This is a genomic window from Bacillus sp. JUb11, from assembly GCF_024807925.1.
GTDB classification, from domain to species: domain Bacteria; phylum Bacillota; class Bacilli; order Bacillales; family Bacillaceae; genus Bacillus; species Bacillus altitudinis.
This window is the reverse complement of the sequence record NZ_JANUEZ010000006.1, coordinates 151,541-166,269: the sequence shown is the minus strand read 5'-3', so window position 1 is coordinate 166,269 and position 14,729 is coordinate 151,541. Positions and strand designations below refer to the sequence as shown.

The window sequence follows — 14,729 nt, the reverse complement described above, 5'->3', positions numbered from 1 at the left end:
GAACGCTCCTTTTTCTCTTGATTCCCTTTCACGGTATCACCACGAAAAACGCATTTCAACGGACATGTTTTCTAAAATATGTCAATAGTCTAATCGAAAGATTCAAACACATTCTTCCTATAGGAAAATAGAAAGTCATCAAAATGATAGCGCTTTCTAAAAACTAGAATTGAAGTCACCGAAACCAAAAATAAAATGGTGAATTCAGTCGAACGAAAGGGTACTATGATTCAAATCTGTATAGTTCTTTTGATCTAAATTGATGATTTTAAAAAACACGGCTAACATACATACCGCAAGCTGTTCAGCGTGTATTCGGGACTTTTGAAAAGCGCTGGCTCTTTCTTGACACGATTTCTCATCATGTTACGATAACTAACGTGCGAAAAACACGAACAAAAAGCGAACAAGGGAGAGGATCAATATCATTGATCAAAAGAAAGTTGCTTTCATTGGAGCAGGTTCTATGGCGGAAGGAATGATTGCAGGTATTGTGCGATCAGGTCAGATGCCGCTCAGCCAAATTTACGCAACAAACAAGCAAAATAAGCAGCGATTAAACGAACTAACGAAACGCTACGGAATCCAAACAGCCACAATGGATTCATTTCCTTTTGAAGAAATGGATATGTTGATCCTGGCAATGAAGCCAAAGGACGCTGAAACAGCACTTGAATCATTAAAACCTCATATTCAGAAAGATCAGCTCATCCTGTCTGTACTTGCAGGTGTGAAATCATCGTATATTGAAGACATGCTGCATGAAGGGCAGCCTGTTATGCGAGTAATGCCAAATACGTCAAGTACAATTGGGGCGTCGGCGACCGCTTTATCTGCTGGACGTTATGTGAAAAATGAACATGTAAGCATGAGTCGGGCTCTTTTATCTGAAATGGGAGAAGTGTATACCATTCAGGAAGAGCAAATGGATATTTTCACAGGAATTGCCGGAAGTGGTCCAGCTTATTTTTATTTCTTAATGGAAAGAATTGAAGAGGCTGGAGAAGAAGCTGGCTTATCAAAAGAAATGTCCCGTCAAATCGGTACACAGACACTTCTCGGTGCAGCGAAGATGCTGCAAGAAACAGCTGAAAATCCTTCTGTCCTCAGAGAAAAAATTACGTCACCTAATGGAACAACTGCTGCAGGACTAGATGCATTAGATGATTTTGGCGGAGGAGAAGCCATCAAACAGGCTGTCAAACATGCTACCAATCGATCAAAAGAAATAAGTGAACAGCAAAAACAAAAAGTAACGATATAAATAGAGCCTCAATACAGGAGTGATAAGGTGTACGCAGATAAAGAGAGAAAACGAATTGTTGTGAAAATCGGAAGCAGCTCTCTTACTAGCTTTCAAGGTGAGATTAGTTTAAAAAAACTAGAAAACCTCGTCAATCAAATTGTAAAACTCAAAGATGAAGGACACGAAGTCATTTTGGTCTCATCTGGTGCGGTTGCAGCTGGTTACCGAAAATTAGGGTTTATTGATAGACCGAAAACACTGCCAGAAAAACAGGCGTCTGCCTCAATAGGGCAAGGGCTTTTAATGGAGTCATATTCTACTTTATTTTTATCGCACGGTTATATTGCTTCACAGCTATTAATTACAAGAAGCGATTTTTCAGATGAAACGCGCTATCAAAATGTGCGAAATACAATGAATGTGTTATTAGATCGAGGGATCATCCCGATTATTAATGAAAATGATACAGTGACGATCAATCGGTTGAAATTTGGAGACAATGATACATTGTCTGCAAAAGTAGCTGGACTGATTGATGCGGATTTCCTCGCTATTTTATCTGATATTGACGGCTTGTATGAAGATAATCCTCATACAAATCCGAATGCGAAGAGAATTCTAGAAGTCACAGAAATCACAGAAGACATCGAAGCAGCCGCTGGAGATGCGGGAAGTAGCGTTGGCACAGGCGGAATGAAATCAAAACTCGACGCCTTTAAAATTTCAATGGCCTCAGGCATCAATGGCTTTTTGGGAAAAGCCGATACGCCTCACATTTTAGACAAAGCCATTAATGGGACAGAGGACGGCACTTATTTTACAGCTGACGAAAATTTAGCGCCGCTGAATTATAAAAAACAGTGGATTGCTTTTCATTCTGGCCCAAAAGGCGAAATCGTTGTTCAAGAGAAAACACAGGAGCTTCTCATGCATCGTGAGAAAAGTCTGGATTCTGACGGCATAGTCAATGTAAAGGGTTCGTTTAAAAAAGGCGATGTTGTCCGTATTTTAGATCAAGATGAAAGAGAAATAGGGCTTGGCATTGTCAATTATGCGTCCGACGAACTCGCACTGAACGGTGACTTGCTACAGGATGAAGTGGTGCATGTCGTAGATCTTGAAGCGTTTGTTTGTCATTTAGATTTATCAATACCAGTTTGCTAATCATAAGGGAGGAATTTCATGACACTGACAGCTGAAGTTGTCACATCGGTCAAAGAAAAAGCGAAAAAAGCAAAGCACGTATCAAAAAAACTAGGTTTACTTCAAACAGAGGAAAAAAATGAGGCGCTGCTGAAAATAGCAGAAACACTCGAACAGCAAAGTGATTTTATTTTACAGGAAAATCAAAAGGATTTAGAGGCAGGAAAAGAAAAGGGCTTCTCTGAAGCATTAATGGATCGATTAATGTTAAATGAAGAGAGAATTCATGAGTTTGCGGAAAGTTTGCGGCTTGTGACGAGATTAACAGATCCTGTTGGAGAAATATTGGATGAATGGACTCTTGAAAACGGCTTACATGTGAAAAGTCGAAGAGTACCGCTCGGCGTGATCGGGATGATCTATGAAGCGAGACCGAATGTCACTGTCGATGCAGCAGGGCTTGCCCTCAAGGCAGGCAACTCAGTGATTTTAAAAGGCGGTTCCTCCGCTATTTCTTCCAACAAAGCCATCGTCCGCGTCATTCATGAGGCATTGGATCAAACAAAGATCCCTCGTGATGCGGTACAGTTTATTGAACAAACAGACCGTTCATCGGTTCAAGCGATGTTTCATCTAAAAGAGTGGATTGATGTTTTAATTCCGAGAGGCGGGGCTTCTTTAATCAAAACAGTTGTAGAAGAATCGACCATTCCCGTTCTTGAAACAGGGACAGGGAACTGCCATATCTTTATTGATCAAACAGCGAATGTAGAAAAAGCCATTCAGATTGTCATCAATGCGAAAACAAATCGTCCGGCCGTTTGTAATGCGCTTGAGACTCTGATCGTTCATCGCGATTGGCTGAAAGAAAATGGTGCAGCATTGAATGAAGCACTCCTTCAGCACCATGTCACTGTGCATGGAGATCAAGACGCTCAATCTTTCTTTTCCGAAGCGGTTCCTGCGGAGGAAGTGGATTGGACAGATGAGTATTTAAGTCTTGATCTTGCGGTGAAAGTCGTTGACTCAATTGAGGACGCCATTCACCACATTGATCAGTACGGAACGAAACATTCAGAAGCCATCGTAACAGAGGATGAAAAAAACGCACAAATCTTTCTAAACGAAGTCGATGCGGCCGCTGTTTATCATAACGCATCTACACGTTTTACAGATGGCGGTGCACTAGGATATGGCGCTGAAATTGGCATTTCTACTCAAAAGCTGCACGCAAGAGGGCCAATGGGACTTCCTGCACTGACAACGACAAAGCTGCTTCTATCTGGTGATGGTCAGATTAGAAGCTAGAATGAATGTAAAGAACACTACCTTTCTAACTTGAGGTAGTGTTTTTTAGTGACTGATGAAAGAAGAGAGAAAAAAGGGAACGACATGGAAACGATGCTGAAGCACTGACAACTCTTGAAAAAGAAGACAAAGGGCTAAAATAAAGTCCATTTTAGCCCTTTGTCAACAATCTGAAACTCCCCATAAGAGGGAGTTTTTTTATGAACTTGAACGGTCTTTTTTCATGACTTTCTCAAATTTGAAAAATTCAAATGTCTCAGGCGCTAAAGGGTCATTTTCTTGATCGTTCTCATGAGGCAAGCTCGGATCTGGATGGTGCAAGTGATAAAACTCAACAATCTGAAACCCGCATTTGTTCACATAAAAATGAATGTTGCGCTTTTCAAAATAAGGAGTGACAACTTCCCACACCTTCGTTTCTGGATATTGCGCCTCAATGGCTTTCCATGCTGCCTGACCAATGCCTCGGCTGTGAGATGATGAAGAAATGTATAATAGGTCCACCGAATTGCGGTGTGTGAGAGGGTTGATTTTTAAAACAACCCCTCCTGCCTTTTGACCGTTTAGTAAAATATGATAGACAAGGTTCTCAGTCGAATAAAAAGATTCATCAATCGACTCATCAGGAGGAATTGGTCCACCTTCTGCATCGCCAAATGCATCAATGATGCCAGCTGTAAAAGCATCTTGCAGTTCCTTTTTCATCAAAGGGAAGTCTTCTTGATTTGCAAGTGATAATGTGACTTGATCTTGTGTGATTTTGTTCATGTGTAAATCCTTCCTCCACATATGTGGTGTTTCTGCATGTTATCATAAAGGATGGAGTAACTCCATAGTCAAGAAAGGAGCCCTAAAAATGATGAGCGATGTTCAAAAAACATTTTTAACTGGAGAATTTGCGGCATTATTTGAAGTGAAAAAAGATACACTGCTCTATTATGATAAGATCGATTTGTTTAAGCCGGCAGGTGTTCAGGAAAATGGGTACCGTTATTATACATTTGAACAGTTTGATCATTTCATGGCCATTCAATCTCTTCGCGCTGTTCAATTTCCGATCAAGCAATTAAAACAATACTTTACTGAGCCTTCTCAGGATAAATTGCAAAGCCTGGCGGTTGAGCAAGCAGAAAAGGTCGGGGAGGAGATCCAAAAACTACAGGATATTCAATCTTTTCTTTTTCGTGTGATCGAGACAACGAATGAATTATCATCAGTGAAAACAGGGGAGGTCTTGTTTCAAGAACTGCCAGAAGAACCGATCGTCCTCAGTACATCAAACCCGATTGATTCAAACACACCTGTAGAAGAAATTTCTCGAATTGTAGGAGAATTTCTGAAAGGGATTGGTATTAAAGGTGCCGCGGCAAATGGTTCTGTTTTAAACAAGGAGCAGTTTTTGCAGCGTCATTATCATCAATCTGATAGGCTGTTTTGCCGAATGGAAGGGCCGGATGCAGTCAAAAAGCCAGCGGGTCTATATGCAGTCATGTATCAACAAGGAACATATGAAGAGATGGAGACTGCCTATTCACGTTTATTAGATCGTATCGAAGCAGAGGATATGATACTGGATGGAGATGTCTTTGAGGAGTATTTACTTCATTCTCTGATGTCTAAAAATGAAGCGGATTACATGACGAAACTTAGTGTGAAAGTCAGAAAACGGGAAGCTTAAGGCGTAACAAAAAGGATAGACAGGCATTTTTACATGCTGTCTATCCTTTTTGGTGTTGTTTAACCGACTTGGTTTTCGGCAAATTGACTCATATAGAGGTCGGCATAAAAGCCTTTTTCTTTCAAAAGCTCACGATGAGTTCCTTTTTCAATGATCGTGCCATCTTTCATGACTAAAATGAGATCGGCATCTTTAATCGTTGAAAGTCGATGTGCAATGACGAAGCTTGTTCTGCCGTTCATTAATTCATTCATCGCTTTTTGAATATGCATCTCTGTCCGTGTATCGACACTGCTTGTTGCTTCATCTAAGATTAATATCTTCGGATCAGATAAGATGGCACGGGCGATGGTTAACAGTTGACGCTGACCTTGTGAGAGGTTGCCGGCATCTTCTGTTAAGAGTGTGTCATATCCATCTGGAAGGGTGCGGATGAAATCGTCTGCATAGGCATGTTTAGCGGCCTTCAACACATCCTCTTTTGAAACATTTGGTCTGCCATATGCGATGTTGTCATAAATTGTGCCTTCAAAGAGCCATGTATCCTGAAGAACCATCGCAAATAAGTCACGCACTTGCTCTCGGCTGAGGTCGGTTGTTTTTACGCCGCCAATGCGAATGGAGCCTTGATCTAGCTCGTAAAAGCGCATTAACAGATTAATAATCGTTGTTTTTCCAGCGCCTGTTGGCCCAACAATGGCCACCGTTTGTCCTTCTCGGACTTGTAAATTCAAATCTTTAATAATGGGTTGATCTTTCTCATAACCGAAGTGAACGTGCTCAAAGGCCACATCTCCGGAAAGGGATTTAAGATCAATCGCTGCATCTTCTTGCGCATGTTCTTCTTCTTCATCCAGAATTTCAAACACCCGTTCAGCAGAAGCGATAGCAGATTGAACTAAGTTTGCAACACTGGATGCTTGCACAAGCGGCTGCGACATTTGTTGTGTGTATTGGATAAATGCTTGCACATCCCCAACACGAATATTCCCATTAATGACAAGAATTCCGCCAGCAACACTTACCGCCACATAGCCAAGATTCCCAATAAAGGTCATCATCGGCATCATTAAGCCGGAGATAAATTGTGCTTTTCTTGAAGATTCATATAGTTGTTCGTTTAATTGATCAAATGTATCAATGGCTTTCTTTTCATAGCCATACGCACGAACCGTCTGATGTCCTGTGAACATTTCATTAATATGTCCATTGATCATCCCTAGTTCTTTTTGCTGTGCTTTAAAATGCTTTTGCGAAAATGATGTAATGCCTCGAATCGCAAACAAACTAAGAGGCAGCGTCAAACAAACAAGCAGCGTCAGTAGCGGACTGATGAAAAGCATCATGACGACAATTCCAATGACTGTAATAACAGATGTGATCACTTGCGTGAGTGCCTGCTGTAAAGAAGTATTAATATTATCAATGTCGTTCATCACCCGGCTCAGCGTGTCTCCGTGTGTTGTTTTATCAAAATAACGAAGGGGGAGACGTGTGAGCTTGTCATTTGCTTCTTGCCTTAATTCAGCAATGGTCTGCTGCGAGACACCCGCCATTACATATTGCTGCACGAATGAGAAAAGAGATGCTACGACATATAATAGAACAAGCAGCAATAAAATGCGTGAAATGACATCGAATTGAACGCCAGTTCCTTGTGTAAAACTTTCAAATAGGGAAGAGGTGGCATCCCCAAGTAATTTTGGACTGACGACATTAAAAACGGTTGAACCGATCGCTGCAATCAGGACAATGATCAGCTGAAATTTTCTCGGTTTTAAATAGCCCGTTAAACGAAGAAGTGTTTTTTTAAATTCCTTCGGTTTTTGTACTGGGCCCCTTGGGTGACCGCCTTTATGTCCCATTCCAGAAGACATTTTTTTACTCATCCTTGCTCCACCTCCTGACCTTCCTGTGATGCGACTATCTCTTGATAGACAAGGTTATCTTTCAGTAACTGTTCATGTGTACCGATACCTGCTATTTTTCCATCATCTAACACAATGATTTTATCGCTATGCTTCACTGTGCTGATTCTTTGGGCCACAATAATCAAAGCAGCATGCTCTTTTTCAGCTTCTAGCGCTGACCGAAGTTTTGCATCCGTTTTGTAATCAAGGGCAGAGAAGCTATCGTCAAACAGGTAGAATGCGGGTTTTCTTACGAGTGCTCTTGCGATCGAAAGACGTTGTTTTTGACCGCCAGAGAGATTCGAACCCCCTTGGTCTATCTCTGCGTGAATTCCGCCATCTTTTTGCAAAACAAATTCTTCGGCCTGTGCTGTCCGCAGTGCCTGCCAAATCTCGTCATCTGTAGCATCTCGTTTGCCAAAGCGCACATTATCAGCAATGGTTCCGCTAAATAAAATGGCTTTTTGAGAAACATAACCCATCTGACTTCTCAGTTTCTCTTGAGGCAATTCTCTAATATCGACACCATCTAATGTAATTTTTCCTTCTGTTGCCTCGTAAAAACGTGTCATCAGCTGAAGAAGTGTCGTTTTCCCGGAACCTGTACTGCCGATGATCGCCGTCGTTTCACCCTTTTTGGCTTCAAACGTCATGTCTTGAACGGCTGGTTTTTCAGCATTTGAATAATAAAATGACACATTCTCAAAGCGAATGGACTGGGCTGGCTGATCAAGTTTAGTGACAGCTTCTTTTTTGTCTTTAATTTTTGGTTCTAGATTTAACACTTCATTCATCCGTTTAGCTGATGCCTGAGCTCTAGGCACCATAATAAAACTCATAGACAGCATAATGAGTGCCATTAAAATCATCATCGCATATTGAATGAAGGCGATCAGATTCCCGACTTCCATCTGTCCGGCATCAATCCGATTAGCGCCAATCCAGACAATGCCGATATTCGTGAAGTTCATGATAATGAGCATAAAAGGGAACAAGTACGCCATTAATCGATTGACTTTAAGGCCAGTATCCTTATACGATGTATTGGCTTCTTGAAAACGTTCTTTTTCGTCATCTACTCGGTTAAACGCTCGAATGACCCGAATGCCTGAAAGCGACTCTCTCATAATCAAGTTCAGCCGGTCCGTTTTTTTCTGAAGCTGGCCAAAGAGGGGGATTGCTTTTCTTGACACCAAATAAATGAACCCGCCAAGAAGGGGAAGAGCTGCTAAAAAGATGAGAGATAACACAGCATCTCTAGATACAGCCAAAATAATTCCACCAACGAGCATAAGAGGCGCCCGTGTCATCATTTGTAAGATCATGATCGTGACATCTTGAACTTGTTTCACATCATTTGTGGATCTTGTAATAAAGGAAGATGTCCCGATTTTTTGAAATTCTTCTAATGAGAATTGTTCGACATGCACAAACAGCTGTCTTCTCATATCACGCCCGAAGCCTAGAGCTGTCTTAGATGACAAGTAGGACTTCCAAATCGTGAGCAAGATGGCAAGTAAAGAACAAGCCACCATCCAGCCCCCAACCTTCCATATATAAGCGACATCTCCTTGGACGATCCCGACATCAACGATATCTGCCGTAAGCGTCGGTAAATACAGCTGGAGCATACTGCTTAAAAAGGTGAGAATCACAATGGACACAACGGATAGCCGATAGGGCTTTAAAAACGATAAAATTGATTTCATACGATTACCTTTCTTCCATATAGTCTGTTGTTCTGTAACTCATCATATACAAAGAGGGATTATTTCTACAAATGAAATGTCTTGTTTTAATGAATTATTTATATTGTTCAATTTTTGAAAAGAAGTCCTTTACAAACATATAAAAATCATGGGCAGAAGGAGACATCTCTCTTGATTTAGACGCAATAATTCCGACCGTTCTTCTCACTTGAGGGAAATCAATGGGAATTTTCACTGTAAATCGCGGTGTTGTTTCATAAAAAGCACTTTCGGGTAATAAAGTAACGCCCATACCCGCTGACACAAGACCTTTAATGGCATCCAAATCTTCTCCTTCAGATGAGATAGTAGGCTCATAGCCAGCCTGCTTACAGGCATCAACCGCAATTTGTCTCAGCACATACCCTTCAGGAAATAAAACGAAATGGTCTTTTCTCAAATCACTTAAATGAATACTTCTTTGCCCGCTAAAGGGGTGACTAATAGGTAAAAGGGCATAAATGCTTTCGGAAAACAAGATATTTCCTTCTATTTGAGGATCGTTTGTCGGGACGGGTCCTAAAAAGGCAAGATCAATGTCTCGATTTTTGACAGCTTCAATCAGAAACTTATAGGAACCTTGCCGGAGTAAAAAGTCGACCTCTGGATATTCCAGCTTAAATGCGGAAATGACAGAAGGGAGCACTTGGCTTGCTAGACTTGTAGGAAATCCAATGTTCACTGTCCCTTTGTGGGGGTCTAAGTATTCATCAATTTGTTCTTTGGCGTAATCTATCGCTTTTAGGGCGGTTCTGACATGGTCCAAAAATTGTCTGCCGATTTTCGTTAATTTGATATTTCGTCCTTCTCGTTCGAATAAAGCCACTCCAAGTTCTTCTTCTAAATTGGCAATCTGCCGGCTGATGGCAGATTGGGCAACGTGTAAGTTTTCAGCCGCTTCTGACACGTGTTCACGGTCAGCAACTTCTACAAAATAACGTAATTGACGAAGCTCCATTTTTGCACTTCACACCCATCTATCTCAAAAAGAGATTGTTTTGATCTAAATTATATATTGTTTATATTAATTTGAAAACTTAAAATAAGTTACAGAGTTTGTGAGATTTTATTACTGTGAAAAAACGGATCTTTTAAACGGGGGAGAGAAACGATGACTTATAATCAACTACCACAACCACAAGGTCTCTACCGTCCTGAATTTGAACATGATGCATGTGGAATCGGACTGTACGCCCATTTAAAAGGGGAGGCGACACATAGCATCGTCAAAAAGGGATTGCAAATGCTGTGCCAGCTTGATCACCGCGGCGGGCAAGGCAGTGATCCGTATACAGGTGATGGTGCCGGATTAATGGTACAACTACCAGACGCTTTTTTTAGAAAGAACTGTCAAGACTTTGCACTTCCTGAAAAGGGCCGTTACGGGGTAGGAATGGTGTTCTTTTCAAAAGATGATGATGCCAAAACGCGTCAAGCGATCGAACAAAAGATCAACGGCTTCATTAAACAAGAAGGGCAAACATTAATTGGCTGGAGAACGGTCCCTGTTGATGCTGGGAAAATTGGAACGGTTGCAGCGAAGAGCTGTCCGGTTGTCCGGCAAGTGTTCATCGGAGCAAACGACAACGTAACAGACCGTTTGTCATTTGAACGAAAATTATACGTCATCCGCAAGCAGGCTGAAAACTGGGGAACAGCAGAAGAAAAACAATTTTACTTTGTCAGTCTGTCTAGTCAAACCATTGTATATAAGGGGCTTTTAACATCAGATCAAGTTGATGCTTTTTATCTTGATCTACAGGATGAAACATTTGTTTCTGCATTTTCACTCGTTCATTCAAGATTTAGTACAAATACATTCCCGACATGGGAACGAGCGCATCCAAACCGTTACTTAATTCATAACGGAGAAATCAACACATTAAGAGGAAACATCAATTGGATGAGAGCAAGAGAACAACAATTTGTGTCTGAAGCCTTCGGAGAAGATCTAGACAAGATTTTGCCAGTGCTGAATGCAGACGGAAGTGATTCATCCATTTTAGACAATGCCTTTGAATTTTTCGTGCTTGCAGGGCGTACTCCTGCTCATACAGCGATGATGCTGATTCCTGAGCCGTGGACGGAGAATACGCACATGTCTAAAGAGAAACGGGCATTTTATGAATATCATAGTTCGTTAATGGAGCCGTGGGATGGCCCGACAGCGATTTCGTTTACGGATGGTAAACAAATCGGCGCCATCTTAGATCGGAACGGATTAAGACCTGCGAGATACTACGTAACAAATGACGATCATATCATTTTCTCATCTGAGGTCGGCGTCATCGACACAAATGAAGAAGATGTGAAGTATAAAGACCGTCTTGAACCAGGTAAAATGCTGTTAATCGATTTAGAAGAAGGACGCATTATTTCTGATGAAGAAGTGAAATCTTCGATTGCGAATGAACTTCCTTATCAAAAATGGCTCGATGAAGAAATGGTTCACGTCAATCGCTCTGAAGAAAATTCAGAAAATTCTAGTATAATGAGTGATTTGTTAACACGTCAGCGTGCTTTCCATTATACGTACGAAGACATTCAAAAATATTTAATTCCTTTACTAGAAGAAGGCAAGGACCCAATCGGCTCAATGGGAAGTGATACACCGCTTGCTGTGTTATCAGATCGTGCGCAGTCGCTGTTTTCTTATTTTAAACAGCTGTTTGCTCAAGTCACGAACCCGCCAATTGATGCCATTCGTGAGCAGCTCGTTACATCGACCATGACTTGGTTAGGTGCTGAGGGAGATATTTTACATCCAAATGAATATTCATGCCGAAGAATTAAACTTTATACACCTGTTTTAACAAGCGGGCAGTTCAACGGCTTGAAAACGATTGTTCATAACGCCTTTAAAAGCAAAACGATTCATACACTTTTCACTGATGACCTAAAACGTGGTCTTGATGCGATGTTTGAAGAGGCAGAAAAAGCCATTCGTGAAGGGGTATCTTTACTAATTCTTTCCGATCGTGACATGACGGAAGAAAAAGTGCCGATTCCACCACTTCTTGCATTGAGTGCACTTCATCAGCATCTTGTGCGTCAAGGCTTACGAACAAAGGTGAGCTTAATCGTCGAATCTGGAGAAGTAAGAGAGGTTCATCATTTTGCGGCACTGATTGGCTACGGTGCAGATGCGATCCATCCGTACCTCGTTTACGAAACATACAAACAGCTTATTGCTGAAGAAGCGATTGCGATTAGCTTTGATGAAGCTGTCACAAAGTTTGGGAAAAGTGTGACTGAGGGCGTAGTTAAAGTAATGTCTAAAGTGGGAATTTCCACTGTCCAAAGCTATCGAGGCGCACAAATTTTTGAAGCAGTCGGCATTAGTGAAGATGTCATCCAGGCGTATTTCACAGGAACAGCTTCTCAGCTAGGCGGTATTGATCTTGACACCATTGCAAGTGAAGCAAAGCTTCGTCATGAGGCTGGGTATCAGGCATCAACTGATCAAACGCTAGAATCAGGCAGTGAGTTCCAGTGGAGAAAAAATGGAGAGCATCATGCCTTTAACCCAAAAACCATTCATACCCTTCAGTGGGCATGCCGCAACGAAGATTATGATCTATTTAAGCAATATACGAAGGCGGCGGATGAAGAACGAATTGGTTTCCTTAGAAATCTATTTGCTTTTCGTTCAAAACAAAAGCCAGTTCGTCTAGAAGAAGTTGAATCTGCTGAATCCATTGTACGCCGCTTTAAGACAGGTGCGATGTCATTTGGTTCACTAAGTAAAGAAGCGCATGAAGCACTAGCGATTGCGATGAACCGAATTGGCGGCAAAAGCAACAGCGGAGAAGGCGGGGAAGACCCTGCACGCTTCACAGTAGATGAGCACGGGGATGATCGCAGAAGTGCGATTAAACAGATTGCTTCTGGCCGCTTTGGCGTGAAAAGTCATTATTTAGTCAATGCAGATGAACTGCAAATTAAAATGGCGCAAGGTGCAAAGCCGGGAGAAGGCGGACAGCTGCCAGGAAATAAAGTATATCCTTGGGTCGCAGACGTACGTGGTTCTACGCCAGGTGTTGGCCTAATCTCACCACCGCCTCACCATGATATTTATTCAATCGAGGATTTGGCTCAATTGATCCATGATTTGAAAAACGCAAACCGTGACGCACGCATCAGTGTCAAGCTAGTTTCTAAAGCTGGCGTTGGTACGATTGCAGCAGGTGTCGCAAAAGGGACAGCGGATGTCATCGTAATTAGTGGATATGATGGCGGTACTGGAGCTTCTCCGAAAACAAGTATTAAACATACAGGACTTCCTTGGGAGCTTGGATTGGCAGAAGCGCATCAAACCCTTGTCTTAAACGGCCTTCGAGAGCGAGTCGTTCTTGAGACGGATGGCAAATTAATGACAGGACGCGACGTTGTCATGGCTGCGATTTTAGGAGCAGAAGAATACGGCTTTGCGACAGCTCCACTTGTCGTATTAGGATGCGTCATGATGAGAGCATGTCATTTAGATACTTGTCCAGTCGGTGTCGCTACTCAAAACCCGGAACTTCGCAAAAAATTCATGGGTGACCCTGATCACATTGTCAATTTCATGATGTTTATTGCAGAGGAAGTAAGAGAAATTTTAGCTGAACTTGGCTTTACATCAATGGATGAATTGATTGGGCGTACGGATGTTTTATCAGTAAGTGAAAGAGCAAAAGCACACTGGAAAGCAGGACAGCTGAACCTTGAAACCCTGCTATATCAGCCAGAGGGAGCACGCACATTCAGAACGCCGCAAAATCATAAAATTGATGAATCACTGGATATGAATGAGATTCTCCCTTATGTACAGGAAGCGCTCGATCATCAAACACCAGTTGATCTGTCACTAAACATTCGCAACATTCACCGTGTAGCTGGAACGATTACGGGCAGTGAAGTGTCTAAGCGCTACGGAGAAGAAGGTCTGCCAGAGGATACGATCACACTTCGGTTCACTGGTTCAGCTGGACAAAGCTTCGGCGCATTTGTTCCAAAGGGGATGTCTTTATATTTAACAGGTGACTCAAATGACTATATCGGCAAAGGACTCTCTGGAGGCAAAATTGCTGTCAAAACATCTGATCACTTTGTACAAAATGGACATGAGAACGTGATTGTCGGTAACGTTGCATTTTACGGCGCGACAAGCGGAAAAGCGTATATTAACGGTCGTGCAGGTGAACGATTTGCTGTTCGTAATTCAGGTGTCAATGTGGTCGTTGAAGGAATCGGTGATCACGGCTGTGAATACATGACTGGCGGACGTGTTGTCATTTTAGGTGACGTTGGGAAGAACTTTGGCGCAGGGATGTCTGGCGGTATCGCTTACGTGCATACATCCGATGCAAAACAGTTCAAAAGAATGTGTAACATGGAAATGATCATGTTTGAAAAACTCACAGATCACGAAGAAGAACAAGAAGTGAAGCAAATGATTCAGGAACACCTTGATTATACAAACAGCTCAAAAGCAGCAGCGCTTCTAGAGAATTGGGCACAAGAAAAGAATCATTTCATTAAGATCATTCCAAGAAATTATAAAATGATGCTTCAAAGCATTGAGGAACAAAAACAAGCAGGCCTCAGCCACGAGGAAGCTGTTATGTTCGCATTTGAAGCAAACACAAAACCGAAAAATAAAGAAACGGCAAACGGGCAAAAAGCAGCCGTCGCTCATTAAGAAAGGGGAGAGG

9 protein-coding genes are annotated in these 14,729 nt (G+C 41.9%); 5 read left to right on the top strand and 4 right to left on the bottom strand.

Annotated features, from left to right (window positions below; all coding sequences use genetic code 11):
• Window positions 1–466: 466 nt before the first annotated feature.
• The 3 genes from proC to M2369_RS12835 are packed head-to-tail and all read left to right on the top strand — an operon-like array spanning window position 467 to window position 3,697.
• On the top strand, window positions 467–1,264 hold the full coding sequence (gene proC / locus M2369_RS12845) for a pyrroline-5-carboxylate reductase (protein ID WP_396126115.1): 798 nt from the start codon (window positions 467–469) through the stop codon (window positions 1,262–1,264).
• A 27-nt stretch (window positions 1,265–1,291) separates the two neighbouring features.
• Window positions 1,292–2,410 carry a glutamate 5-kinase gene (proB, locus tag M2369_RS12840; protein ID WP_025207481.1) on the top strand — a complete coding sequence of 373 codons (1,119 nt, stop codon included), beginning with the start codon at window positions 1,292–1,294 and terminating at the stop codon, window positions 2,408–2,410.
• A gap of 18 nt (window positions 2,411–2,428) precedes the next feature.
• Window positions 2,429–3,697: a glutamate-5-semialdehyde dehydrogenase gene (locus tag M2369_RS12835; RefSeq protein WP_025207480.1), complete on the top strand. Its 1,269-nt coding sequence runs from the start codon at window positions 2,429–2,431 to the stop codon at window positions 3,695–3,697.
• 198 nt (window positions 3,698–3,895) lie between these two features.
• Here the strand turns inward: M2369_RS12835 and M2369_RS12830 are convergent, their stop codons facing one another.
• Complete coding sequence (locus M2369_RS12830; protein ID WP_039169668.1) at window positions 3,896–4,465, bottom strand: GNAT family N-acetyltransferase; 570 nt, start codon at window positions 4,463–4,465, stop codon at window positions 3,896–3,898.
• A gap of 88 nt (window positions 4,466–4,553) precedes the next feature.
• Here M2369_RS12830 and M2369_RS12825 point away from each other — a divergent pair, with 88 nt between their 5' ends.
• Window positions 4,554–5,375, top strand: a complete 822-nt coding sequence (locus tag M2369_RS12825) for a MerR family transcriptional regulator (protein WP_259254495.1) — start codon at window positions 4,554–4,556, stop codon at window positions 5,373–5,375.
• Window positions 5,376–5,434: 59 nt separating this feature from the next.
• Here M2369_RS12825 and M2369_RS12820 read toward each other — a convergent pair whose 3' ends face one another.
• The 3 genes from M2369_RS12820 to gltC all read right to left on the bottom strand — a co-directional run bounded on the left by M2369_RS12820 (window position 5,435) and on the right by gltC (window position 9,991).
• Window positions 5,435–7,264 (bottom strand): ABC transporter ATP-binding protein, encoded by a 1,830-nt coding sequence (locus M2369_RS12820; RefSeq protein WP_024718328.1) that lies wholly within the window; start codon window positions 7,262–7,264, stop codon window positions 5,435–5,437.
• Window positions 7,261–8,994 carry an ABC transporter ATP-binding protein gene (locus tag M2369_RS12815; protein ID WP_041507104.1) on the bottom strand — a complete coding sequence of 578 codons (1,734 nt, stop codon included), beginning with the start codon at window positions 8,992–8,994 and terminating at the stop codon, window positions 7,261–7,263. Before M2369_RS12815 ends, M2369_RS12820 begins: the two co-directional genes overlap by 4 nt.
• 94 nt (window positions 8,995–9,088) lie before the next feature.
• Window positions 9,089–9,991 carry a glutamate biosynthesis transcriptional regulator GltC gene (gene gltC / locus M2369_RS12810; protein ID WP_024718330.1) on the bottom strand — a complete coding sequence of 301 codons (903 nt, stop codon included), beginning with the start codon at window positions 9,989–9,991 and terminating at the stop codon, window positions 9,089–9,091.
• A gap of 153 nt (window positions 9,992–10,144) precedes the next feature.
• On the opposite strand from gltC, the gene gltB reads away from it, so the two are divergent.
• Window positions 10,145–14,716: a glutamate synthase large subunit gene (gene gltB / locus M2369_RS12805; protein WP_259254494.1), complete on the top strand. Its 4,572-nt coding sequence runs from the start codon at window positions 10,145–10,147 to the stop codon at window positions 14,714–14,716.
• Window positions 14,717–14,729: the final 13 nt, after the last annotated feature.

Bases quoted from the DNA above. Each gene is read 5' to 3' on its own strand.
- M2369_RS12815 (WP_041507104.1), bottom strand. From the start codon at position 8,994: ATGAAATCAATTTTATCGTTTTTAAAGCCCTATCGGCTATCCGTTGTG.
- proC (WP_396126115.1), top strand. From the start codon at position 467: ATGGCGGAAGGAATGATTGCAGGTATTGTGCGATCAGGTCAGATGCCG.
- M2369_RS12820 (WP_024718328.1), bottom strand. From the start codon at position 7,264: ATGAGTAAAAAAATGTCTTCTGGAATGGGACATAAAGGCGGTCACCCA.
- M2369_RS12830 (WP_039169668.1), bottom strand. From the start codon at position 4,465: ATGAACAAAATCACACAAGATCAAGTCACATTATCACTTGCAAATCAA.
- gltB (WP_259254494.1), top strand. From the start codon at position 10,145: ATGACTTATAATCAACTACCACAACCACAAGGTCTCTACCGTCCTGAA.
- M2369_RS12835 (WP_025207480.1), top strand. From the start codon at position 2,429: ATGACACTGACAGCTGAAGTTGTCACATCGGTCAAAGAAAAAGCGAAA.
- gltC (WP_024718330.1), bottom strand. From the start codon at position 9,991: ATGGAGCTTCGTCAATTACGTTATTTTGTAGAAGTTGCTGACCGTGAA.
- M2369_RS12825 (WP_259254495.1), top strand. From the start codon at position 4,554: ATGATGAGCGATGTTCAAAAAACATTTTTAACTGGAGAATTTGCGGCA.